18 protein-coding genes and 3 pseudogenes are annotated in these 23514 nt (G+C 41.4%); 13 read left to right on the top strand and 8 right to left on the bottom strand.

The genetic code is table 11. The annotated features are described in order from the left end of the window. The 3 genes and pseudogenes from AACW06_RS21055 to AACW06_RS16775 form a co-directional block, all read right to left on the bottom strand. Positions 1 to 157 (bottom strand): annotated as a pseudogene (locus AACW06_RS21055) (IS110 family transposase); the annotation flags it as partial. 97 nt (positions 158 to 254) lie between these two features. Beyond that, positions 255 to 554: pseudogene (locus AACW06_RS16780) on the bottom strand (type II toxin-antitoxin system RelE/ParE family toxin). Next, entirely contained in the window at positions 551 to 793 is a 243-nt protein-coding gene (locus AACW06_RS16775; protein WP_192075945.1) for a type II toxin-antitoxin system ParD family antitoxin, read from the bottom strand. Before AACW06_RS16775 ends, AACW06_RS16780 begins: the two are co-directional and overlap by 4 nt. A 371-nt stretch (positions 794 to 1164) precedes the next feature. Between AACW06_RS16775 and AACW06_RS16770 the strand changes: the two genes are divergently transcribed. After that, complete coding sequence (locus AACW06_RS16770; RefSeq protein WP_192075944.1) at positions 1165 to 2106, top strand: esterase/lipase family protein; 942 nt, start codon at positions 1165 to 1167, stop codon at positions 2104 to 2106. A gap of 6 nt (positions 2107 to 2112) precedes the next feature. Next, a complete protein-coding gene (locus AACW06_RS16765) occupies positions 2113 to 2973 on the top strand; it encodes a lipase secretion chaperone (RefSeq protein WP_238336735.1) in 861 nt (286 codons plus the stop codon). An 80-nt stretch (positions 2974 to 3053) separates the two neighbouring features. Here the strand turns inward: AACW06_RS16765 and AACW06_RS16760 are convergent, their stop codons facing one another. Together AACW06_RS16760 and AACW06_RS16755 are read right to left on the bottom strand one after the other, a co-directional pair. After that, positions 3054 to 5810, bottom strand: a complete 2757-nt coding sequence (locus AACW06_RS16760) for an immune inhibitor A domain-containing protein (protein WP_192075943.1) — start codon at positions 5808 to 5810, stop codon at positions 3054 to 3056. Positions 5811 to 6033: 223 nt separating this feature from the next. Further along, entirely contained in the window at positions 6034 to 6291 is a 258-nt protein-coding gene (locus tag AACW06_RS16755) for a hypothetical protein (RefSeq protein WP_053310581.1), read from the bottom strand. A 675-nt stretch (positions 6292 to 6966) separates the two neighbouring features. On the opposite strand from AACW06_RS16755, the gene AACW06_RS16750 reads away from it, so the two are divergent. The 5 genes and pseudogenes from AACW06_RS16750 to AACW06_RS16730 all read left to right on the top strand — a co-directional run bounded on the left by AACW06_RS16750 (position 6967) and on the right by AACW06_RS16730 (position 12164). Next, positions 6967 to 7731, top strand: coding sequence for a class II glutamine amidotransferase (locus AACW06_RS16750; RefSeq protein WP_192075942.1), 765 nt, complete (start codon positions 6967 to 6969; stop codon positions 7729 to 7731). Between the two features lie 518 nt (positions 7732 to 8249). Then, entirely contained in the window at positions 8250 to 9434 is a 1185-nt protein-coding gene (locus AACW06_RS16745; RefSeq protein WP_192075941.1) for a DUF3103 domain-containing protein, read from the top strand. 314 nt (positions 9435 to 9748) lie between these two features. Further along, positions 9749 to 10066, top strand: coding sequence for a hypothetical protein (locus tag AACW06_RS16740; RefSeq protein ID WP_202884095.1), 318 nt, complete (start codon positions 9749 to 9751; stop codon positions 10064 to 10066). Between the two features lie 126 nt (positions 10067 to 10192). Beyond that, a pseudogene (locus AACW06_RS16735) lies at positions 10193 to 10616 on the top strand (IS1 family transposase); the annotation flags it as partial. 354 nt (positions 10617 to 10970) lie between these two features. After that, the gene (locus tag AACW06_RS16730) at positions 10971 to 12164 is read left to right on the top strand and encodes an acetate/propionate family kinase (protein WP_192075940.1); all 1194 of its coding nucleotides are present in this window, start codon (positions 10971 to 10973) and stop codon (positions 12162 to 12164) included. 630 nt (positions 12165 to 12794) lie between these two features. Here AACW06_RS16730 and AACW06_RS16725 read toward each other — a convergent pair. Continuing rightward, positions 12795 to 13619, bottom strand: a complete 825-nt coding sequence (locus AACW06_RS16725; RefSeq protein WP_192075939.1) for a phosphate ABC transporter substrate-binding protein — start codon at positions 13617 to 13619, stop codon at positions 12795 to 12797. Positions 13620 to 13782: 163 nt separating this feature from the next. Here AACW06_RS16725 and AACW06_RS16720 point away from each other — a divergent pair, with 163 nt between their 5' ends. Further along, positions 13783 to 14157 (top strand): DUF3024 domain-containing protein, encoded by a 375-nt coding sequence (locus tag AACW06_RS16720; RefSeq protein ID WP_192075938.1) that lies wholly within the window; start codon positions 13783 to 13785, stop codon positions 14155 to 14157. 224 nt (positions 14158 to 14381) lie between these two features. Here AACW06_RS16720 and rnb read toward each other — a convergent pair whose 3' ends face one another. Then, positions 14382 to 16409, bottom strand: a complete 2028-nt coding sequence (gene rnb, locus AACW06_RS16715) for an exoribonuclease II (RefSeq protein ID WP_192075937.1) — start codon at positions 16407 to 16409, stop codon at positions 14382 to 14384. A gap of 362 nt (positions 16410 to 16771) precedes the next feature. On the opposite strand from rnb, the gene AACW06_RS16710 reads away from it, so the two are divergent. The 5 genes from AACW06_RS16710 to rplT all read left to right on the top strand — a co-directional run bounded on the left by AACW06_RS16710 (position 16772) and on the right by rplT (position 22125). After that, positions 16772 to 18736: a DEAD/DEAH box helicase gene (locus AACW06_RS16710; protein WP_192075936.1), complete on the top strand. Its 1965-nt coding sequence runs from the start codon at positions 16772 to 16774 to the stop codon at positions 18734 to 18736. Positions 18737 to 18948: 212 nt separating this feature from the next. After that, positions 18949 to 20877 (top strand): threonine--tRNA ligase, encoded by a 1929-nt coding sequence (thrS, locus tag AACW06_RS16705; RefSeq protein WP_192075935.1) that lies wholly within the window; start codon positions 18949 to 18951, stop codon positions 20875 to 20877. Positions 20878 to 20880: 3 nt separating this feature from the next. Beyond that, positions 20881 to 21432, top strand: coding sequence for a translation initiation factor IF-3 (gene infC / locus AACW06_RS16700; protein WP_080996372.1), 552 nt, complete (start codon positions 20881 to 20883; stop codon positions 21430 to 21432). Positions 21433 to 21535: 103 nt separating this feature from the next. After that, on the top strand, positions 21536 to 21730 hold the full coding sequence (gene rpmI / locus AACW06_RS16695; RefSeq protein ID WP_005377932.1) for a 50S ribosomal protein L35: 195 nt from the start codon (positions 21536 to 21538) through the stop codon (positions 21728 to 21730). Positions 21731 to 21771: 41 nt separating this feature from the next. Continuing rightward, positions 21772 to 22125 (top strand): 50S ribosomal protein L20, encoded by a 354-nt coding sequence (gene rplT, locus AACW06_RS16690; protein WP_040992521.1) that lies wholly within the window; start codon positions 21772 to 21774, stop codon positions 22123 to 22125. Between the two features lie 79 nt (positions 22126 to 22204). Here rplT and AACW06_RS16685 read toward each other — a convergent pair whose 3' ends face one another. Next, complete coding sequence (locus AACW06_RS16685; protein WP_192075934.1) at positions 22205 to 23167, bottom strand: integron integrase; 963 nt, start codon at positions 23165 to 23167, stop codon at positions 22205 to 22207. Between the last annotated feature and the right edge of the window lie 347 nt (positions 23168 to 23514).

The raw sequence follows: 23514 nt of genomic DNA, 5'->3' as shown, positions 1-23514 counted from the left end.
CCATAGAGATGATGCATGGATTTTGATTTGCGATGTAATTAAGTAGCTTAGTTCGTTGAAGTTTTTTACGGCTTATGTTCTTTCCTTTATGATTAATTTGAAGAAGAAAGAAAATATTTTTTGCTAAGTCGATGCCGATGATTTTATGCTGAGTCATGGTCTTCTCCTTTTGCTTCGGGACCTGAACACTCCAAGCATGGCTCAAGGCCATGTGAAGTGGTAGGGGGAGACCATCTCATCACCTTAATTGGGCGTTATGCGCCAAAGATTGGATTTACATCCATACTCTTATGCAAGATTCTTATGATCTGGATGTTTTGGCTACCAATTTGTTGATAAAAAATAACATGGTTTCCTTGTGGAAATTTTCGGTAGTCATCTCTGATTTCATCACAAGCTTTACCGATGTCAGGATTTTCAGCGAGTAGCCAAAATGATTCATCGAATTGTTTGAGATAAATATTTCGTTGCTCGCGGCCCCACCTGCGAGAGGTAAATAAGGCAATATCTTTTAAATCGGATTTTGCCTTGTTGGTTAATTAGAATGGTTTCATTTTCTCTCTTCGCTATCTAGTTCATTGATAAACGAATCGAGGTCATAATCAGCCATACCACTTTCTTCACCTTCAACGAGCAGTTGTCGTAAAGTGTTCATTTTCGTTTCTTGTGTTTCGAGTAAACGTAGAGCGGAACGAATTACTTCACTTGCTGAGCCATAGCGTCCACTTTGGATTTGCTTACTAATGAAACCATCAAAGTGTTCGCCGAGAGTGATGCTAGTATTTTTAGCCATGGCAATCTCCTAATACCAAATAGTACCTAATTATGGTATTAATTTGAGGTGGTCGCAAGTGGCGCATACAAACAATTCAAGTGGATTCTCAACGCGTGGGAGTTTTACTATGCGTCGGGTAAAGTGTTTTATGGTGCAATGGTATTGATACCGCGTTATTGAACAGGTATCAAAAATTTGGCTAAAAGGTGAGTGCATTTTTATTTGCACAATGTTCATAATAACTGTTGATTTTTGTGCCGCGTTCACGGATTTTAAGTTTTAAACTGAAAAATCAATGGTTTCTTCTACATTTAGGTTGCTCGTAAGAGGTCTGATCTCTTGACTTAATACGACTCAAGTTAACACCCTATACAAAGAAGGAACATCTTTTGAGAAAAACGATCATTATTGCTGCTCTTTATTTATTGAGCACTTCTATATTTGCAGCAACCAGTGCTGCTGCACTGAATCCTACTGGCTACACGCAAACAAAATATCCGATAGTATTGGTTCATGGGTTGTTCGGTTTTGATACCCTCGCTGGCATTGATTATTTCTATGGTATTCCTCAATCGTTAACTAAGGATGGAGCTACGGTTTATGTTGCTCAGGTCTCAGCGACAAATAGCACGGAACTACGTGGTGAACAGTTGTTGCAGCAAATCGAGTCAATACTCGTGGCTACTGGTGCACAAAAAGCCAACTTAATTGGTCATAGTCATGGTGGTCCGACAGCTCGCTATGTGGCATCGGTCAGACCAGATTTAATTGCCTCTGTAACAAGTATCGGTGGTGTCAATAAAGGTTCTAAAGTGGCTGATTTAGTCAGGGGGCATGTTGCAGACGGTTCACTTTCGGAGGCGGCTGCGATTAAACTGGCTGAGGGGCTATCAGGGCTGATTAGTTTGCTCTCTGGAGGAACGGATTTAGAACAAGATCCGCTTGCGTCTTTAGAGGCATTAACCACTAAAGGTTCATTAGAATTCAACCATTATTACCCTGAAGGGATCCCAGCGTCAGAGTGTGGAGATGGTGAGTTACTGGCCGAAAACGGTGTTTATTATTACTCGTGGACTGGATCTTCTACCTTCACCAATGTACTTGACCCTACCGACGGTGCAATGACCATTTTAGGTTTGGCGTTTGATGGACCAAATGATGGACTTGTCGGTGCATGCAGTGCTCACTTAGGCCAAGTGATCCGAGATGACTATAAAATGAATCATTTGGATGAAATTAACGGTTTACTTGGGATACATCACCTTTTTGCAACTGACCCTGTCACTCTATATCGTCAACATGCAAATCGTCTCAAACTACAAGGTTTGTAAGGAGTCATGATGAAAAAGCCTGCGCTATTTGGTTTCGTTGTTGTCTCTGGGATCTTTGGGTTGGTTTTTTTTCTGCAACAATCGTCAACGTTACCCACCGCGTTACAAACACCATCTCAAATGGATACTCAAATTGATGACGCTTCAAGCTATGATCTCATCAATTATTTTATCTCTACTCTCGGTGAGAGTAGCTTAGCTGAAGTTGAACAACGCACTTTGCAATATGCTCAGCAAAAAGAAGGAATGATGGTTGATGAAGCTTTATTAGAGCAATTTATTCTCTACAAGCAAGCACTAGCATCTTTGGATTTTGCGTGGGAGTCATCGAAATTAGAGCTACTCACCTTGGAACAAATTCACCAACGCTTATTAATGTTACAAAGTCAGTTTTTTACTCTAGCACAACAACAGCTTTTATTTGCCAATGATAATGCGTTACGTGAATTAGCGATTAATAAGTTGCGAATCAAAAATCAAGCAATTGATCAACAAGATGCAAAACAGCAGTGGCAGGTTCTACTGAGTAAGCAGGCTCAATACATCCAACGTAGTGAATATAATGCACGGCTTATTCCTGCGTTAAATAAAAATGATGAACGATCTCCTCAAGCACAATATTTAGAACGTGTTGAGTTAGTCGGAGAGGAAGGGGCACAACGGTTGGCAGAGCTAGACCAACAAAGAGAACGATTTTCTGAGCAGTTAGCGATTTATCTACAACAAAGAGAAAGTGTGCTGAATGAGCAAGCCTTAACCGATGATGAAAAAAAGCAGTACATTGCACAGTTACGAAGCGAAACATTTGATGTAAAACAGCTTAAGCGAGTGGAAGCTTTAGAAAGAATGCAAGACCATACGCTTTAACCATTCCTCTTTTTATATCTCTTATAAAAAAGAGCGCAACCTAAGTTGCGCTCAAGCTTTCTATAAAAGATAAAGGGTAGTTACAAGTTGACAGTAATCGTTTTTGTCACCGTTGCCCCTTTATCATCCATCACTTTTAGGGTGACTTCGTGATTACCATAGCTTGGGAAAATCGAAGTAAAGGCGCGACCACGTTTTACTTTGCCATCCGGTAATGTCCACTCAATATCAACAATACGCCCATCGTTATCACTACTTGTTGACCACATAGTCACCCAGCGACCAAGATGGATGTACTTCGCATTGGCTTTCGGTAGGGCATTAGGTAGTTCCACATGAACTGTGCGAGTGATGGTATTTGTTGCTCCTTTATCGTCTGTCACCGTTAAGGTTACTGAGTAATTACCTGCCTTAGCATAATGCCACGTTGGTGCCATGTCAGTGCTGTTTTGACCATTACCAAAGTCCCACACATAACTGACTAATTCACCATCTTGATCAGCACTGTAGTTAAAGGCAGTGACGGTTAGCCCTTCGGTTTTGAGTTCAAAGTTTGCAACAGGCTCACTATTTTGCTCACTCACTTTTGATAAACGAACTACACCATATTCATTATTTTGACCTTGATTCACAATATCGATCATCAACCCAAATTCAGTTAATTTACGACCGGAATCAGGAGCCATTGGTGAGCTGTAGTCTTGATCATCTGAGAAATTACCATTGCCGATTAAACTATTATCTTGCAGAACATCACCGTCGGAGGAGACTAAGCGTAACGGCGCTTGATCTTGAAGAGAAAATGCAGCATCGCGAACTTGGTAACGAGTTTGTGCCGCTTCGCCAGTCTTTGACCAAACCAAGGCATTTTGATCGGCATCGACCACACCTAACCAACCTTCGCCCGGGTGCTTACCTACCCAGTTATCAGCGTAAGATTCATCGACATACCAAACCAGTAAGCCGGGTTCAAAGGTCATTAATTGCCCCATACGCTTAATGTTGGCTAAACCTTGGTCAACGTCATTATGACTGCGCCATTGCAATAAGTAGTAATGCGGCGCTTGGTGGAAGCCATTGTTGACGGTATAACCTTTAAAGGCAAAAGTTGAGGTTGCTTCTGCGTCATCAATCGCCGTCTGAGTGCCATCGACCTCAAGCGTCACGTCATCGATATACAAACCTTCCATCGCGAGACCGCCATCGGTCACGTAGTCGAAGCTCAATTCAACCTCTTGTCCAGCCCATTGAGAAACATCAAATGTCGCATCAACCCAGCCGTTTGATTCCCCAGAAATAGCAGGTGCAAGACCAGTATTGTAAGGGTCATCCATCGTAGTGATATTGCCTGAAAGTGCTTGGCCATTAATCAGAACACGAGCGAAATCATAATCTTTTTCGATTTGATACCATGCTTTAAAGCTTAATATAGCGTTGCTACCAGCGGGAATCGAAAGTTTGCGCGACATGCTGTTCTTCAGGTCGTCGCCTTTATTTGAATAGAATGAGAACTCGCCAGCATAAGGTTTAATGCCGTCCACACGTTTCATTGGTAAATCGACTTTCACCATATTAGGGCGAGAGTTATCGGTTGTTTGGAACAGCGTGAAGACTCGTGGCTTATTCTCCAGATCATTAATAGAGATTTGATCGTCGTTAATCCAACGCCCACCAATGGCTTTTTGTAAAAACTGTTTGGACCAAGAACTGAATGCGGTAGGTTGTGTGCCACCAATTTTACCAGCCCAACTACCCGATGACATGATAGACCAATAAGAAACAGGTTCACCTTTACCTGTGTACTTTGTATCGTATTCATCTGGTAACCCTAAGTCATGTCCGTACTCATGAGCACAAACTCCAGCGGCTGCATCAATTGGTTGAATAGTGTAATCATAAGCCGCATATTGACCGTTAAAACGACCCGGTACAGTGCTTTGTGTTCCTTTTAGTACGTGATATTGACCTAAATTATAACGGTGAGACCAAATCGCATCAGGGCCAAGTACACCACCACCGGCTTCTTCACCGACTGAGGCATGAAACACCATTAAATGATCAATAACACCGTCTGGTTCGCGGAAATTACCGTCTCCATCATAATCGTAGCGGTCTTCGATATCGTAATCGGCTAGGTTGATGCTTGGGTCCTGCGCCAATTGATTAAGCGCTTCACGCACTAACTCTTGCGCGTTCATGTCGCTATCTGTGGTCGGGGAGTTACCGCCATAGTACGCCGCATTTTTGGAAGCACGATACCAGCCAGCTGCTTGCCCAGACACGCTGTAACTATTGCCGGATTCACTCTCATAATATTGGCGCATTGAAATGAAGTTTTCACCATTGGGGCCAGTGTAACCTGCGCTAGAGAATAATAAATCTTGGTAGTGTGCTGGTTCGTAACTCGTGTAGAGCATTTCGGTGTGCTCATTGGTTAGCTTATTGTCGTTCCAAGGTAAATCAGGGAAGTCAACCAATAAAGCAAGCACTTTATCTGTACGTTTAGTACTTATATCTAACGCGAAAACACTCGCTTTTTGCATCCCTTTTTGTTTTTCGATGGTTTTTAGTATTTTGGCTCGTTGCTCAAGAGCCTTTTTACCAAATTGTGCATCACCGTAAAAACCAGAATTAATTCTATGCTCTAGGTAGCGGTCTAATGCATCACGTTTAGCTGCGTCAGAAGCGTGAGTATCAATAACACCATTACGCACTAACATTTCAATCAGCTTATCTTCGTTTACTGTACCTAAATCAATGGGTGTTTGTGCGTAAGCACTGACGTTAAATAGAGTGACCATTGCAGACGTGAGCAATGTTTTCCTCATAAGTTTCATTTTATTTCCTTATTTTATTTCCTATATTAATGGTATTGCAATTTCACTATTTTCTATTTTTTAAATAAGAATCAGTGAATATTGAATTTTACGGTATACCCAAACCACTTAGATTTGCAGGTAGGTGGCAAGTCATTTCATCCCCATGAGCATAGATTAACTATGTAATTGGGGGGAGTAAGTGTCGTCAACACTGCTGTAAACTCAAGTCGGAAAGGTATATTTAAGCTTTCTCTTTGTACTTGGCTGAAATACAAGTATCAGTCGGGTTAGGATCTTTATCGTTTGAGTTGGTATTCTTATTATTTATTTTTTTTTGTAGATAGATATTTAATGCTTGTTGTTGTTCTTCGGATGTGAGTCCTTCACATATAACACCACGTTCGATCAAAGATGAAATCAAAGCTTCATCGTTAACCATAGGCTGTGCGACGGTGATCGTGGAGTAACTAATTAATATAAAAGAGATTAAATGTTTCACGGCATGTCCATATGTTTTGTGAACTATTTGTAACAATTTATATATTCGGTATATCTATAGCAAGTGTGAATGTTTTTTAATTGCACAAAGGATCTCATTAACAACATATATGGTTAACATAAATAAATTATTTTATTGATATTAATGTCGGCTAATTATTTATTTGAAGTGGTTTTTTAGTTGATAGTATTATCTTTTAATTTTACTCAATGGATGAAATGGTCTTAACTGTACTAGTTTAGTAATACTTTGTGTTTTTAATTATTTTAATAATATGGAATAAAAATGTTTAGGAGTATTTTTAAATGGAGTAAATATGATGATGAGTAAAGTATGATCTTGATTCACTTTATATAAAGCATACCTAAACAACTTGAAGTTGAAGGTAGGCGGCAAGTGAGTTCATCCCCATGAGTATAAATAAACTATGTGATTGGGGTGAGCGAACGTAGCCAACACAGCTGCAACTTCAAGTAGGAAGGGTATAGTATGAACTAAATTAAGTCTTTATTTTTACTCTTATTGATATCAATAAAAACATTGCCTATTTTTGAGTTACATCTTTAAACTGTATTTTTATTGTTCAAGGAAATAATGATACTTTTGACACCTTGCGAGAGGAGCATAAACATGCTTTATTGAAGATACTGTTATTTAGTTAGGAATATTCCCACTATGTGCCGCTGGCTCGCTTACCAAGGAAGTCCCATTTATCTTGACCAACTGGTTTATCAACCGGAACACTCATTAGTTCATCAAAGCTTAGAAGCACGTAAAGCCGTGACTCGAGTCAATGCTGATGGTTTTGGATTAGGTTGGTATACCGAGAGAAGTACCCCCGGACAGTTTCACGAAGTCTTACCGGCATGGGGCGATGAAAATTTACGCTCTCTTGCTCATCATATTTGCTCTCATCGATTTATGGCGCATGTACGTTCTTCCACAGGGACACAAGTGTCGCGTTCAAATTGCCACCCCTTCATTTTAGATAATTGGATGTTTTTGCATAATGGGCAAATCGGTGAGTTTGAGAAAGTGAAATTTGCCCTAGAGAGAAAGCTGCCAGAAGCACTTTATATAAAGCGTATAGGAACCACAGACAGTGAGCTAATTTTCCTACTTATGGTTAACAATGGCTTGTTTATTGATCCGATCAAAGCGATTCGTTCTACGATCAGTGAAATTGAAAATTTAATGGTGGAAAAGGGAATTGAACTGCCATTTAAAGCCTCTATTTGTATCTCTGATGGACGTGAATTTTGGTTAGTTCGTTACAGTTCGGATGGTGTGCCACCCACTATATTTAGTAAGGTCGAAGGGGATAACATCGTATTAGCATCTGAACCTTTGGACAGCCATAATGGCTGGAAAATGATTGATCCACAGACCATTACTCACGTTGTGTTATCTGAGTGTATTGCCTACCCAATTATTGATTAACATATATTATATACAAGATTAATTGGTTTATCGTTTGCCCTTGCCGTAGGGAGATTTATTTTTGAATATTTATCAATGTGTTATTGATATAATTTCATTAAAATAACAACAAAAAATATTTTGATCTATATCCAAACTATTTGAAGTTGCAGGTAGGCGGCAAGTGAGTGAATCCCCATGAGTATAGATAACCTATGTGATTGGGGGGAGCAAACGTAGTCAACATCGCTGCAACTTCAAGTAGGAAGAGTATATTCCTACTAAATCAAATGATTAGAAGATAATTGGCGCTATATTAACACTTGTTAATTTAATGTTTACTAAAGCTTAATTTGATCTTGTAGGCGAAATATAAAATATCATTATATTTTTATGTTGAAAGAATAGCGTTCGGTGATACTGTATTCTTGTGGAGCATTTACTCTATATGTGTGGCTCTAATACTAATAACCCCTTGCAAATTGATGTGTCTATTTCAGCTGGCAAGGGAATAATAACGAGAATATAAAGGGTTCATTATGAAATATATAACACCCGTTTCATTACTACTTGTGGTAACGCTGGTTGGCTGCCAATCTGAAGAGACGAGTACGACTAACTCGGCACAATTTAATGCTGATGCCATCACACAGCAAAAACGCGAATTGGCGCTGAAGTTAAGTGAAAGTTATAGCAAGTTTGAAGCGACGCTTAAAACGCAAATTAGTGCTCAAAACTTATCCATTTCGGTTTCCACTTTGAAAGAAAAACAGCCTGATTCTGACTTTAGCCAGCAAATGGTTGCGGCTGATGCCCAAATTCGTTCGATGAAAGGGATTGAGGAGTTTACTCAACAGCTGCTACAACTTCGTCTTGCTGATGCGTCCATGGTTAAAGAATGGCAGGAAGGGCAGAGTCCACTATTTGCATTCGAGCCGAAAGGAAATGATGCATCATGGCAATATATTGAAGCTTTTGATGTGTACGGGCAGGTTCATCAACTTGATGTGTACCAGATGCCAGATGTGCCTGTTTTTGTTATTGATAGCAATAGTGAAGTGGAACTGCGTGCGGGTTTACAAGCGATGCGCGTTGAAATGAATAAACTTGGTCAACCTACCATGCTGACTACGACGGAAAGTGGTCAAGTTGAAGCGGTTTCAATGGCACGCAGCATTGAAGTTAGCAGTGTTGATCCAATCTCAACGACCGTACTAAAGAAAATTCAATTAGCGGATGATAAAGAACCGTGGATTTCTGGCAGAGCTGAAATCTACGCCATTGTGACCGGAGTGAATCCTAGCCGTGATGAACCGACTATTGATTTAGTTGAAATGCCTTATTTGGACTACGATAAGCAAGACTATTTTCCAAACCAAGTGATGATCCAATGGTCTCGTTACCGTTGGGGGGCGGCTGATCTCATTCTAATGGAGCAAGATGATGGTACTGATTATAAGGAATTGGGTAAGTTATTGGTCAAAGTAGCTGAAGAAGTTATGAAGCTTATCCCAGATCCAGAAGTACAAGCTTATGCGATTATCCCACAGATTACCGGGAAGATTATTGATGCAATCCCAGACGGTTTGCTCACTAATGACGATGATTATGTAGATGTTTTTTATACGATTATGCAAGACACATCTTACACTGCTCATCCTGGAGCAAGTGGTAATGCAGTGGCAACGTTTGAACCACTAACGATTAATCCGACCCGCCCTTAACGACTCTTTTTTTTGTTTTCAGCCCCAAACCACCTACTGAAGTAGGTGGTTACCATTTCTATAGCGCAAACGTTTTGTTGTTTGTTTTTTCAACACCCTGCCTATTTCATCACCTCATCGTCAGTTTTTCGGGTAAAGATGGTTGCTCTTAACGATGTCTGCAATTACATTACCACTGCATTCAATGCGAATGATTATCAAATTCTGTCGTAATTAACTTTAAATGGAAATTTGTATGAAATCGCTTATTAGTTTGGTTATGGTAAGGTTATTTGCCTCTTTTTCTTTGCACGCAAACACTGTTTCAGTGGAACATGAATACATTAGAGCAAAAACCGCAACGTATTGTTGTCATTGGTTTGGGTGCGCTTGATGCACTAGATAGCTTTGGTGTGGAGTCTGTTGCCGTTTCGAAAGTCGCCCAATTACCAAGCTATTTGGACAAATATAAAACCAAACAATACGTTTCAGCTAGTTCGTTAGTTAAACCCGATTTTGAAGCTATTTACATGCAAAAGCCGGACGTTATTGTGATAGGTTCACGAGCGGCAACCAATTATGACGAGCTATCAAAAATTGCTGCTTTGGATAAACAGTTTCAAGCTATTCGCCACTTCAATCAGACCAGTTAGACGCTCTCATAGTGATTAGCTCTGGTGGCAATATTACTACTTTTGGTCCTGAATCACGTTTTTCTGCCATATACAAAGATTTTGCTTTTCAACCGACAGTGGAGAGTATCAAGGCGACACGACATGGTGACCTCTATACCCTTCGATAAAGCAAACATCTCTCTAATCTGTGAAGTTGATGAGCAATGGTCATTCGTAGGTAAAAAGAAAAATCGCCGCAGGCTTTGGTATGTTTGGGATCCTCGCTATAAGCGCATCATTGCTCACGCATTTGGTAGCCGTAATACGGATTCTGCGCTCGTTGCTCGCTTTGCTCAAGCCGTTTGATATCAGCTTCTTTTTTATCGATGACTTCAGCGTTTACACAAAAGAATTACCAAGGGAGAAGCATGTTGTGGGCAAAAGGTTCACTCAACGGATTGAGCGAACCAATCTAACCCAGCGTTCCAGATTAAAACGTTTAGTACGTAGAACAATCGGTTTTTCCAAATCGGAGAAGATGCACGATAAGGTGATCAGAACATTCATTGAACGAGAGTTCTATCTTTGAATCAACCGATTGGAGTCACGACCTAATTAACCCACTTTTCATACACATTAATACAAGTTAAGTCAGTAGATGCATATCGATCTTAATCATTCGAGTTCATCGGCTACGATATTCAATGGTGCCAAGAATGGTAATGGTGTAAACGTTTGCTTCAATAAGCGCTTGTGTCGATACAAATCGATATATTTCTCTGTTCGAAAAAAATAATAGTTTGCGTTAGATCAAGAAAAAATTGTTTGGTTTGGATAAAAAATTAAAACAAAGTTGAAAGATTCAAAAATTATTGAATAATGGTCCTTATATCTAAACAAGCGATAAAGCTTGAAAGTTGGTCTCACACAGGAATCTTACCCCATGTCTAATTCGTATGTTCTGGTTATTAACTCTGGCAGCTCTTCACTGAAGTTTGCTGTAATTGATTCAAATACGGGCGACGCCGTACTTAGTGGTCTAGGTGAGTGTTTTGGGTTGGAAGACGCTCGAATGAGCTGGAAGTTTAATGGCGAAAAAGCAGATTTTGCGATTAAAGGTGAAGAGAACCATCACCAATTGGCTGTCGCAAAATTAGTTGAGTTAGTGAAAACCTACGGTCTGATTGATGATGTGGTTGCTGTTGGGCACCGAGTGGTACATGGCGGTGAGAAGTTCACTAAAACCGTTAAATTAGACGATAAAATTGTGCAAGAAGTGGAAGCATTAAGTGATCTTGCGCCACTGCACAACAAAGCACATGCTATCGGTATGCGCGCAGCAATGGCTGCATTCCCTGAACTGCCACAATTCGCGGTTTTTGACACGGCTTTCCACCAAACCATGCCGGCAAAAGCGTATACCGGCGCAATCGCGAAAGAGTTGTACACTGAATTTGGCATTCGTCGATATGGTTTCCATGGTACAAGTCATTACTATGTGAGTCGCGAGGCTGCAAAAATACTCAATAAGCCAATCGATGAAAGTAGCTTTATCTCTGTACACCTTGGTAACGGTGCTTCTGTGTGCGCGATTAAAGATGGGCAAAGTGTTGATACAAGCATGGGTTTCACACCACTTTCAGGTTTGATGATGGGTACACGTTGTGGTGACCTTGACCCAGGGATTATCGAGTTTCTATTGAAGAAAGGTTGGTCACAAGAGCAAGTATTCAACTCACTCAATAAAGCGTCTGGTTTCCTTGGTGTATCAGGTTTAACCAGTGATGCTCGCGGTATTTTAGAAGCGATGGAAGAAGGTCATGAAGGCGCAACTTTAGCATTCCAAGTCTTTACTTATCGCGTTGCAAAATACATAGCTTCTTACCTAGCCGCTTTAGATTCATTAGATGGCATCATTTTCACTGGCGGCATTGGTGAAAACGCACTACCAATTCGTCGTGAAATTCTGCGTAACTTGAAAATTCTAGGTTTTGTTGAAGATGAACAAGGCAATGAGCAAGCTCGCTTTGGTAATGCTGGTATTATCGCAAAATCAGACATGCTAAATGCAGTAGTGCTTGTTGTACCAACTAACGAAGAATTCGTGATTGCCCAGCAGTCGGTTGAATTGCTTTAATTACATTTAAAATCAAACAGATAGAAGCGAGCTTGGTGCTCGCTTTTTTTGTGCTTATATGTTGGATAGACCATCGCAAAGCGCGTGAATGGCGACACAGCGATTACTCACTACATTGACTGCTTCAATTGCCCCTTAGTTAGTCAAGTTAGTGTTTGCTTGGTTATGTCCAGACACTTCTCAGCGCGATCATTGCTAGCAAAGTTTTGCCCCATTCCTTATATGGAATCCACGTATTTACAAAGTGATTTAGCAATTAAAGTTAAGATGCGGTCGTATATACGGCTTCTTGTTGAAGGCGCTACCTTCTAGCCTTTGATGTTTGCGCACCTACTGTCCTCATCGAGTTATCAGCTTTTAATAGCGTGAAGGAATGGCCAGGTTTTCAGTAGGTTGGTCTTACCTTTTTTGCATCATCATTTTGTAAAACTTCAAATTAGTATTGTGTTTTTAATAGCTTACGCTGTAATTAAAATAGGTGAATATTTTGTTTCGTTCCGAAGCATTGTCCATGCTGTTCGCACCACTTTATTAGCAAGAGCAATACAGTAATGCCGTTCACTTAAGGTGAGCGGCATTAGAGCTACTGCTCCCCTTTTTTGCTATTTGAACTACAAATTGATGCTGTTGCTATTTATGAGCGTTCAACGAAATATACCCATATTCATCGATAAGTGCATTGGCTTTGTCTGATCCTAGATATGAAATGAACGCTTTCACTTCCTCAGTCATTTTTTGTGGGTAGTACAGAACTAAAAATGGTCGTGAAAGTTGGTATTCATGGTTCGCAATGTTTTTAGCCGTTGCTTCCACACCTTCAAATTTTATCGCTTTAATCGATTTGTCCACAGATCCAGTTGAAATAAAACCAATTGCTTGTGGGTTATGGTTTACTAATGTTTTAACCATACTGTTGCTATTGACGACTAAGTTATTAGGGTTAATGTCGGAAACTAAGCGATCATTGATAACTTTAGTGAGCCCTAGCAGACTTTCAAAGCTGTACCGAGAACCCGAAGAAGCTTCTCGTGTCACTACCGCGATTTTTTGGTCATTGCCACCCACTTGCTTCCAATTAGTGATTTTACCTTTATAGATGTTATACAACTGCTGTCTAGAGAGGTTTTCAACAGAATTCGAACGATTCACTACAACGGCTAATCCATCGTAGGCGATAGGCAATGTTGTCATGGCGTCATCTTGTTCATTTTCTGTGAGATAACGAGAACTCATTCCTATCGAAGCAACGCCTTTTTTCAATAGTGTGATACCTGCGGTCGACCCCACGCCTTGAACCGCGATATAAGTGTCCGGGTGACTGGCATTGTAGTCTTCTGCAAATACATCCATGATTCGAGCGACCGAAGTTGAGCCTGAAATATTGATTTCACTTGCGAAGACAAACTGAGTAAATAAAGAGGCTGAGAGTAGTGCTGCAAGCGCGACTCGAAACATAAAGACTCCAATATAGTTATGAATAGAGCGGCTATAATATGTCGTACAGATGACACTTTTGTGAATGGAAATCGAAATGGGAGAGTTGAGTTAGTTTTTATCTCCCCTCATGCTGTAAGTCAGTTATAGTCAGCGAGGTAATCCACTTTTCATCGAGGTTTATATGGCGGTAGTGAATTTGTTACAACGTCAATTGGAGCGAAGGGCAGAGTTAGTTTGCCACAACCGTAACCAAAGTTTGCCTGTGGAATTGGGGAAATCGTGCTTTGAGCCTATCGCTGATGGAGTACAGTTTATTAAACATCATTACAAGTTAGACTCAACCCATTCTGATTATTCGAGCATTGTTGCCAAAGTAATTCGAGAAGAACTGCTATGGGGTTTATACATTCCCAGTGATCATAGTTCAGCGAGGCATGTTCTCAGTGGCCAGCAAGATACGCAGTCGTGGCAGCCTTATCCCTATTTACCGAAAAGCGATGATTTAACCGCTTTAATCAGAGAAATTGAAAAAGATCCTAAGTCATATTTTTGGTGAGTTTAGGTTTTTTTATTATCTATACCCAAACAACTTGAAGTTGCAGGTAGGCGGCAAGTGAGTTCATCCCCATGAGCATAGATAAACTATGTGATTGGGGTGAGCGAATGTAGCCAACACCGCTGCAACTTCAAGTAGGAAGGGTATATAGGCTCTGTGAGTAACTAATCGTAAAAAAGGCATCCCGAAGAATGCCTTTTTCTGATCTAAGTGAAGCGTGTTACTTAGCTGGTTTGTTGCTCACTAGCTTCAGGTGCAGAATCTGAAGGTTCTGCAGCAACAGGTACATCAGCAAAAATTTGTGTCGGTTTGGCAACTAGGCTACGGTTTTCTTGGTTTACTTCTGCTAAAACCACTTCTAAAGTGTCGCCCAATTTAAAGACCACTTCTTTATCAACCAGAACCGTGCCGTTATCGTTATTACATTCTAGACGCTCTTTATTATTGAGTATTAGAGAACCAGGAATGAAGGCTGCTGCGCCGTTTTCAACAAGGCGTACACGCATACCTGCGCGATTAATATCGAAAATTTCTGCAGTGAATTTAGTTCCTTTACTTGGTTCATCAGCAAGAGTACGCACATACAGCCAATCGCCAACATTACGTTCTGCCATATTGTGGTGTTTACGATGCAATGCGAGCTCTTCACCCACGGTTTCATCGGGTCTTTGTATCGGCTCTTTGCCAAGAATATGCGCCTTCAACATACGATGGTTGATCATATCGCCATATTTACGAATTGGAGATGTCCAAGTTGCGTAGATATCTAAACCCATCGCATAGTGAGGTAGGGGGTGATTACCAATTTCACTGTATGCTTGGCATTTACGGATACGGTTATCTAAGTAGCTAGTCTCTTGTTTGCACAGCCATCGACGTACCGCAGCAAATCCTTCAAGGGTCGTAAGGTTCTCTGCGTTGAATTCAAGTTCACCCGTTGGGTTGACCATTTCAACCACATCCGCGATTTTCTCAGGCTTAAAGCCAGCATGTGTATTGAAAACGCCTTGTCCGAAGCTATCTCGCAGCGTTTTACCGGCACAAATGTTAGCGGTGATCATTGCCTCTTCAACCAAACGATTTGCGGAACGACGCATATCAGCATGGATAGCAATCACGTCATTATCTTCACTGAGTTCAAATCGGTAATCTGGGCGATCTGGGAAAACAACAGCGTGAGTCTCGCGCCATTGTACGCGGGCCAAAGAGAAGTCATAAAGTGCACGCACAACGGTCGCGATCGCTTCGCTAGGTTGCCAATCGTCAGAGTGACCATTCTCTAACCAATCGGATAGTTGGTCATACACTAATCGAGCGTGTGATTTAATATTGGCTGCAAAGAAGTGGATGTCATCACCAATCACACCATCTTTAGTAACGGTCACACTACAGCAAAGGGCTGGGCGGATTTCATTTTCCATCAAAGAGCATAGCTCATCTGCTAAATCGCGCGGAAGCATTGGAATGTTGCGGCCCGGTAGATAAATAGTGAAGCCTCGCTCACGAGCAACTTTATCCATTTCATCTTCGGGAGCGATGTAGGCCGTTGGGTCGGCAATTGCGATGGTTAGTTTGAAATCACCGTTTTCAGTTTTCTGAGCATAAAGAGCATCATCCATATCTTTCGTTGAAGCACCATCGATGGTCACGAAAGGAATATGCGTCATATCGATGCGCTCTAGATCTGCGTCATCTTTTATCTCCCAGTGTTCAATACCTTCCGGCTCACTGTTGGGGAGATCATTTTCAGCCAATGTTACCCACCAAGGAGCAATTTTATCGTTTGCATCTGTGATTTTCTGAGTGATCTCAACAAAGAACCCACTATCATCCTTTAAAGGATGGCGAGTAAGTTGTGCTACCACCCAATCATTTTCAGCAAAATGTTCAGGATTGAGTCCTTTTTGTACTTTCGCTTTTAAAGAGAGTTTCTTTAACTGAGGAAGATCAGGCGTAACGTGCAATTTTCCTTTCAATAGTTTCACGCGGCCGATAAATCGTGTTAAAGACTGTTCTACCAACTCTTGAGGCTCTGCTACTTCTTTTTCATTCTCAGTGCGAATGATAGCGATCACTTTATCGCCGTGAAGACACTTTTTCATGTATGGAGGCGGAATAAAGAAGCTTTTTTTGCTGTCGACCTCTAAAAAGCCAAAGCTTTTATCTGTCGCTTTGATCGTGCCTTCTTTTTTGGGCAGGTTTTCTTGGATTTGTTGTTTGAGCTGGGCGAGTAGTGGATTATCTTGAAACATGTGTCTTTTTCTAACGAATGTGATTAAGCACACTATAATCATTGAGAGGGATGATTACTACCGAAAGCGCTATTTTTGTCAACCAGTATCTTTATCGTTTTACCATGACGCAGATTTTCATCAATTTTCGGTGAATTTATATGCTGAAATGGTCTTTGTGATAGAAATATGTGATGTGATTCAATTTTTACTGGCTTTTTTTATGCTTTTAGGGAATAATCCGCGTCCCTTATATGTCCCTAGCGGCTTGATGCGTTTTAAGACTTATCCGCATCTGAACGGAACTCAGCTCTTTTATTGGATCGGTATTGGAATTGGTAGAGCTCGTGGGACCTTTTGTTAATTAATCTAGTGGGATCTCCATGCAAGACTCTGTAATTCAATTCAGTGAATTAGCCCTGAACGACTCAATTCTATCAGCTTTAAATGAAATGGGATTCGTTTCTCCAACACCTATTCAAGCAGCAGCTATTCCTTTCCTTCTCGAAGGTAAAGATGCGCTAGGTAAAGCACAAACAGGTACAGGTAAAACGGCTGCGTTTTCTTTGCCTCTATTAAACAAGCTAAATCTTTCTCAGTACAAACCACAAGCGATTGTGATGGCTCCTACTCGTGAGCTAGCCATTCAAGTTGCCGCAGAAATCAAAAACCTTGGCCAGAAAATTCAAGGTCTTAAAGTTCTTGAGATCTACGGTGGTGCTTCTATTGTTGATCAAATGCGTGCACTTAAATCAGGTGCTCACATTGTGGTTGGTACTCCTGGTCGTGTAAAAGATTTGATCACTCGTGACCGTCTACACTTAGACGAATGCCACACATTCGTCCTAGATGAAGCTGACGAAATGTTGAAAATGGGCTTCGTTGATGACGTAACGTGGATCATGGAACAAGCGCCAGACACCGCTCAGCGTGTATTGTTCTCTGCGACTATGCCACCAATGGTTAAGACCATTGTTGATCGCTACCTACGTGATCCTGCGCGTGTTGACGTTGCTGGTTCAAACCAAACTGTTGCAAAAGTAGAGCAGCAATACTGGGTAGTGAAAGGCGTTGAGAAAGACGAAGCGATGTCTCGTCTTCTTGAAACAGAAGAGACTGATGCTTCAATCGTATTCGTACGTACTCGCCAAGATACTGAGCGTTTGGCTGACTGGTTGTCTGCACGTGGCTTTAAAGCGGCAGCACTCCACGGTGATATTCCTCAGTCATTGCGTGAACGTACTGTTGATCATATCAAACAAGGTGTGATTGATATTCTTGTAGCAACCGACGTTGTAGCGCGTGGTCTTGATGTGCCTCGTATTACACACGTATTTAACTACGATATTCCATTTGACGTTGAGTCATACATTCACCGTATCGGTCGTACTGGTCGTGCTGGACGTAAAGGTAAGGCGATCCTTCTTGTTCGTACTAACCAAATTCGTATGCTTCGCACTATCGAACGTGTTACACGTTCTTCAATGGAAGAAATTCAACTGCCACTGCGTGACAAAGTGGCTGAGTCTCGTCTTGTCAAATTAGGCGCAGAACTAGAAGCTGAAAAAGGTCACACAGCATTAGATAAATTTGCTGAGTTGATTGAAAAACTACAAGAAAGCTTAGAAATTGATGCTGCGACTTTAGCTGCTATTTTACTTAAACGCCAACAAGGTAAGCGTCCTCTGTTCTACGTAGGTGCTGACCCAATGATTGAAGCGATTGAGCGTGAAAAAACTCGTCGCCGTGATCGTAAAGAAGGTGGTGATCGTCGTGAAGGTGGCCGCGAAGGCAGTCGTCGTGAATACGGTGCCTCAAATACAGATTGGGATACTTACCAACTTCAAGTTGGTCGTGAGCAAGGCGTTCAAGTTAAAGACATCGTTGGCGCATTAGCGAACGAGCTTGGTTTAACCAAAGGCTCTATCGGTGCGATTAAGCTAGCGCAAGGTCATACATTCGTTCAACTTCCAAAAGCGATGTCATCAGACGTGACAGGCAAACTGCGCAAGCTACGTATTCGCCAAAAAGAAGTGGGCGCAGTGGTTTGTGATTTTGATGATTTCCGTGAGTCTCGTGGCCGTCGTGAAGGTGGTAACGGTGCTCGTCGTGAAGGCGGCAATGGCGGTTTCCGCAATCGTGAAGCTGGTGCAAGCGCTGGTCGTGGTGGCCGTGAAGGTGGCTTCCGCGGTAACCGTGAAGGTGGTGCTGCTTCTGGTCGCGATGGTGAGCGTCGTTTTGATCGCAACCGTGGTGGTGACCACCGTGGTAACTTCCGTGGCGAACGTGGTCACGGCAATGGCAGCAGTACTGGTGGTGCTAGTCGCCCACGTCGCAGCGAAGCATAATTCATAGTGTAATTACTAAGCCCATGGTTAGTGCCGTGGGCTTTTTCTTTTTATTTGGACTATTCGCGCTTTACATCGCTAGTGTGAGCTAGTTAAAATCCTCACTTCATTGAAGTTCCGGTATTCGTGTTACCGATTGATCTTTAATGACTTACTTTTCAATCAAATAAACATGTGTTGCTTGGTATGCAACACCACTGTAAGGATATAACATGCCTATTATTACTCTTCCTGACGGTAGTCAGCGTCACTTCGATAACCCTATATCTACAATGGACGTTGCGGCTTCAATTGGCCCAGGTCTTGCGAAAGCAACCATTGCAGGTCGTGTTGATGGGGTGCGTGTTGATGCATGCGACCTTATCGAAAACGATGCCAGCCTTGAAATCATTACTGCTAAAGATGAAGTTGATGGTTTAGAAATTGTGCGTCACTCTTGCGCACACTTGCTAGGTCATGCATTAAAGCAACTTTACCCACAAGCGAAAATGGCGATTGGCCCGACGATCGATAGCGGCTTTTACTATGACATCGACCTTGAGCAATCTTTAACGCAAGACGATTTAGAACAGATCGAAAAGCGCATGAAAGAGTTGGCTAAGACGAAATATCAAGTCGTTAAAAAGAAAGTCAGTTGGCAGGAAGCTCGTGATGCTTTTGAAGCTCGCGGTGAAACATACAAAATTGAAATTTTGGATGAAAATGTATCTCGTGATGATCGACCCGGTCTTTATCATCATGAAGAATACATAGATATGTGTCGTGGTCCACACGTGCCAAATATGAGCTTTTGCCAACACTTCACATTATTGAGTGTTGCTGGTGCATATTGGCGCGGTAACAGCGACAATAAAATGCTGCAACGTATCTACGGTACTGCTTTCCACGATAAGAAAGCGCTGCAAGCGCATTTAACGCGTTTAGAAGAAGCAGCTAAACGTGACCATCGTAAAATTGGTAAGCACTTAGACCTATTCCACATGCAACAAGAAGCACCTGGCATGGTGTTCTGGCATCATAATGGTTGGTCAATTTTCCGTGATCTTGAAGTGTTTATTCGTCAAAAACTGAGCGAATATGATTACCAAGAAGTGAAAGGTCCGTTGATGATGGACCGCGTGCTTTGGGAACGTTCTGGTCACTGGGATAAGTACGCTGATGCCATGTTTACAACTTCTTCCGAGAATCGTGAATATGCAATCAAGCCAATGAACTGCCCAGGCCATGTTCAGATTTTTAATCAAGGTCTAAAATCTTACCGTGACTTGCCACTACGTATGGCAGAGTTTGGTTCGTGTCACCGTAATGAACCGTCAGGTTCACTACACGGAATTATGCGTGTTCGTGGTTTCACACAAGATGATGCTCATATTTTCTGTACAGAAGACCAAATTCAACAAGAAGTCACTTCTTGTATTAAAATGGTCTACGATACTTACACAACCTTTGGTTTTGACAATATTGTTGTGAAATTATCAACTCGCCCTGAAAAGCGTGTAGGTAGTGACGAAATTTGGGACAAATCAGAAGAAGCTCTGAAGCTATCTCTTGAAGCTATGGGCATCGAATATGAGATTCAAGAAGGCGAAGGTGCTTTCTATGGTCCTAAAATCGAATTTACTTTGCATGATTGCTTAGATCGCGCGTGGCAATGTGGTACAGTACAGCTTGATTTCAACTTACCAACTCGTTTAGGTGCAACCTATGTTGGTGAGAACAATGAACGATTAGTTCCTGTGATGATTCACCGAGCGATCCTTGGCTCGTTAGAGCGCTTCATTGGTATTCTAATTGAAGAATATGCAGGTTTCTTCCCTACGTGGTTGGCACCTGAACAAGCCGTTATTATGAACATAACTGACAAACAGGCAGTTTATGCTCAAGAAGTAGCGCAAAAACTACAAAAATGTGGAATTAGAGCTAAAGCAGACTTGAGAAATGAGAAGATTGGCTTTAAAATCCGCGAACACACTTTGAAACGTGTACCGTATATGCTGGTTTGTGGCGACCAAGAGATGGAAGCTGGCGAAATCGCAGTACGTACTCGTAGGGGTAAGGACTTAGGCAAGTTTAAAGTGGATGATTTAATTTCATACATCCAAGCCGAAGTTTCGAGCCGTAAGCTCAATCTGGAGGAATAAACTATTAAAGGCGGAAGACGTGGCCAACAGCCGGCCAAACCAAACCAGCACCGTTTAAACGGTGAAATTCGTGGCGTTCGTGAAGTTCGTTTAACTGGCGCAGATGGTGAACCCGTTGGTGTTGTATCAATCAACGAAGCACTTGAAGCTGCTGTAGAAGCTGGTATGGATCTTGTAGAGATCAGCCCTAACGCCGAGCCACCAGTTTGTCGTGTGATGGACTATGGCAAGTTCCTCTTTGAAAAGAGCAAGTCTGCTAAAGAGCAGAAGAAGAAGCAAAAGCAGATCCAGATTAAGGAAATTAAATTCCGTCCTGGGACTGATATTGGAGACTATCAGGTAAAACTACGCAACCTGACGCGTTTCCTAGAAGAAGGCAACAAAGTGAAAGTTACTATTCGCTTCCGTGGCCGAGAGATGGCGCACCAAGATATCGGTGTTGATGTTCTTCATCGTTTGAAAGAAGATACCGCTGATTTAGCAGTAGTAGAATCTTTCCCGAGTCGAATTGAAGCACGTCAGATGATCATGATGCTTGCCCCTAAAAAGAAGTAATTAACGGCTGACAAGTAATAAAACCTTGCTGTTGAAAAACGGCAAGGTTTTATTCGCCCTAATTACATTGTTATTAAACTACTACAATGCGGAGTTATTCATCATGCCTAAGATGAAAACCAACAAAGGTGCTGCTAAGCGTTTCAAGAAAACTGCTGGTGGTATTAAGTACAAGCACGCTACAAAACGTCACATCTTGACTAAGCGTACTACTAAGAACAAGCGTCAACTACGTCCAAATGCAATCCTTCCTAAGTGTGAAGTGGCTGCAGTTATCCGTATGTTGCCATACGCTTAATTCTTTTTAGTTTATTTATCGTTTAGTTTAGGAGAAGCATAATGCCTCGCGTAAAACGTGGTGTACAAGCTCGTGCACGTCATAAGAAAGTTCTAAAACAAGCTAAAGGTTACTACGGAGCACGTTCACGTGTTTACCGCGTAGCTTTCCAAGCAGTTACCAAAGCTGGTCAATACGCTTACCGTGACCGTCGCACTAAAAAGCGTCAGTTCCGTCAGCTATGGATTGCGCGTATCAACGCTGCATCTCGCCAGAATGGTCTATCTTACAGCCGTTTCATTAACGGCCTTAAGAAAGCATCTATCGAGATCGATCGTAAGATCCTTGCCGATATCGCGGTATTCGACAAAGCTGCATTTGCAGTTCTAGTTGAAAAAGCGAAAGCTGCTCTTTAATTAGCAGTCAGGTTTAAGAAAAAGGAGAGCATTTGCTCTCCTTTTTTCTTTATCGACATTTCATATTTTGTCATTGATTTTATAACCGAGATAGTGGGCTTAGTACTCCATTTGCACCTCTATCCAATACATGTGTATAAATTTGGGTGGTTTTCACATCGCTATGTCCAAGTTGTTCTTGAACAGTCCTAATATCGGCTCCTGATTCAAGGAGATGTGTAGCAAAACTGTGCCTTAGGGTATGGCATGAAATACTTTTTTTAATTTCTGCATCACGTGCAGTATTTCTAACCGCACGTTGCACTGCCGATTCGTTGATGTGCTGTCTACGTTTTAAACCTGTTTCTTTATCGAGAGAAATTAAATGTGAGGGAAACAGGTAATGCCAATTGAATTCATAAGCAGCATGGGGATACTTTTCACTGAGTGCATTTGAGAGCCATACACCACCATATCCTTTTGTTTGCATATCTTTATCATAGTATCTTTTTGCTAAGGCTTGTTGCTCTTTTAGCTGAGGGTAGAGCTCCTTAGCTAGTGTAACGGTTCGGTTTTTCCCACCTTTTCCTTGCCAAATTCTCACTGCACCGTAGTCATAATCAATATCTTGTATACGTAATCTAACACATTCCATAAGCCTTAGCCCTGATCCGTATAGTAGTTTGATTGGTAGCTGATAACGTGGGTCTATGTGTTCTAGAAATCGTTTTGTTTCATCTCTAGTCATCACCACGGGTAATTTTCTATCTAATTGTGACTTTTTAAAGTTCATGTTAATAGAAAGCGGTTCTTTTATTATCTCACGGTACAAAAAGTGTAATGAGTTTAGCGCTAGAGCTTGAGTTTTAGCTGCAACTTTTCCTTTAACAGCTAAATTAGTCAAAAAGGCTTCTACCTCATTGTCTCCCATTTTCATCGGGTGTATTTTATCGTGGTAAACAATGTATCGAGTAATCCAATGTAAGTAAGCCTCGATTGTTTTATTCGCATAATGGCGTGCCTGCATATACTCTTTTATACTTAAGATGAATTGTGATTTCATTGCAATCCCTTGGTCTAATAATGTATATATATACAGTAGTATGCTTTTATTACTAGTCAATTGGTTAAGTTACAAAAATCCGTCTAATGCGATCTTCTTCATGTCATTCACTATTGTAATTAACTGAATATAAATGTTTTTATGCAAATTTTAGACTAATTTGATGGTGTGATAGATGGCGAAGGAATAAAATAAAAGTAGGTAAATAGCAGTATAGATAGCGTTATGTGAATCCAAGGGATTTGAGTATATGAAGAAGTTTTTAGCAATATTTGTGGCAGCTTTGTGCCTGATTTCAGTTGGTGCGCAAGCCAATGACCACAAATTGAAACAGGCATATGAAAACC

The sequence above is a fragment of the Vibrio sp. S12_S33 genome, from assembly GCF_963889785.1.
GTDB classification, from domain to species: domain Bacteria; phylum Pseudomonadota; class Gammaproteobacteria; order Enterobacterales; family Vibrionaceae; genus Vibrio; species Vibrio aestuarianus.
Note: the sequence above shows the minus strand (reverse complement) of the source record. Positions and strands in the feature narration are given on the sequence as shown.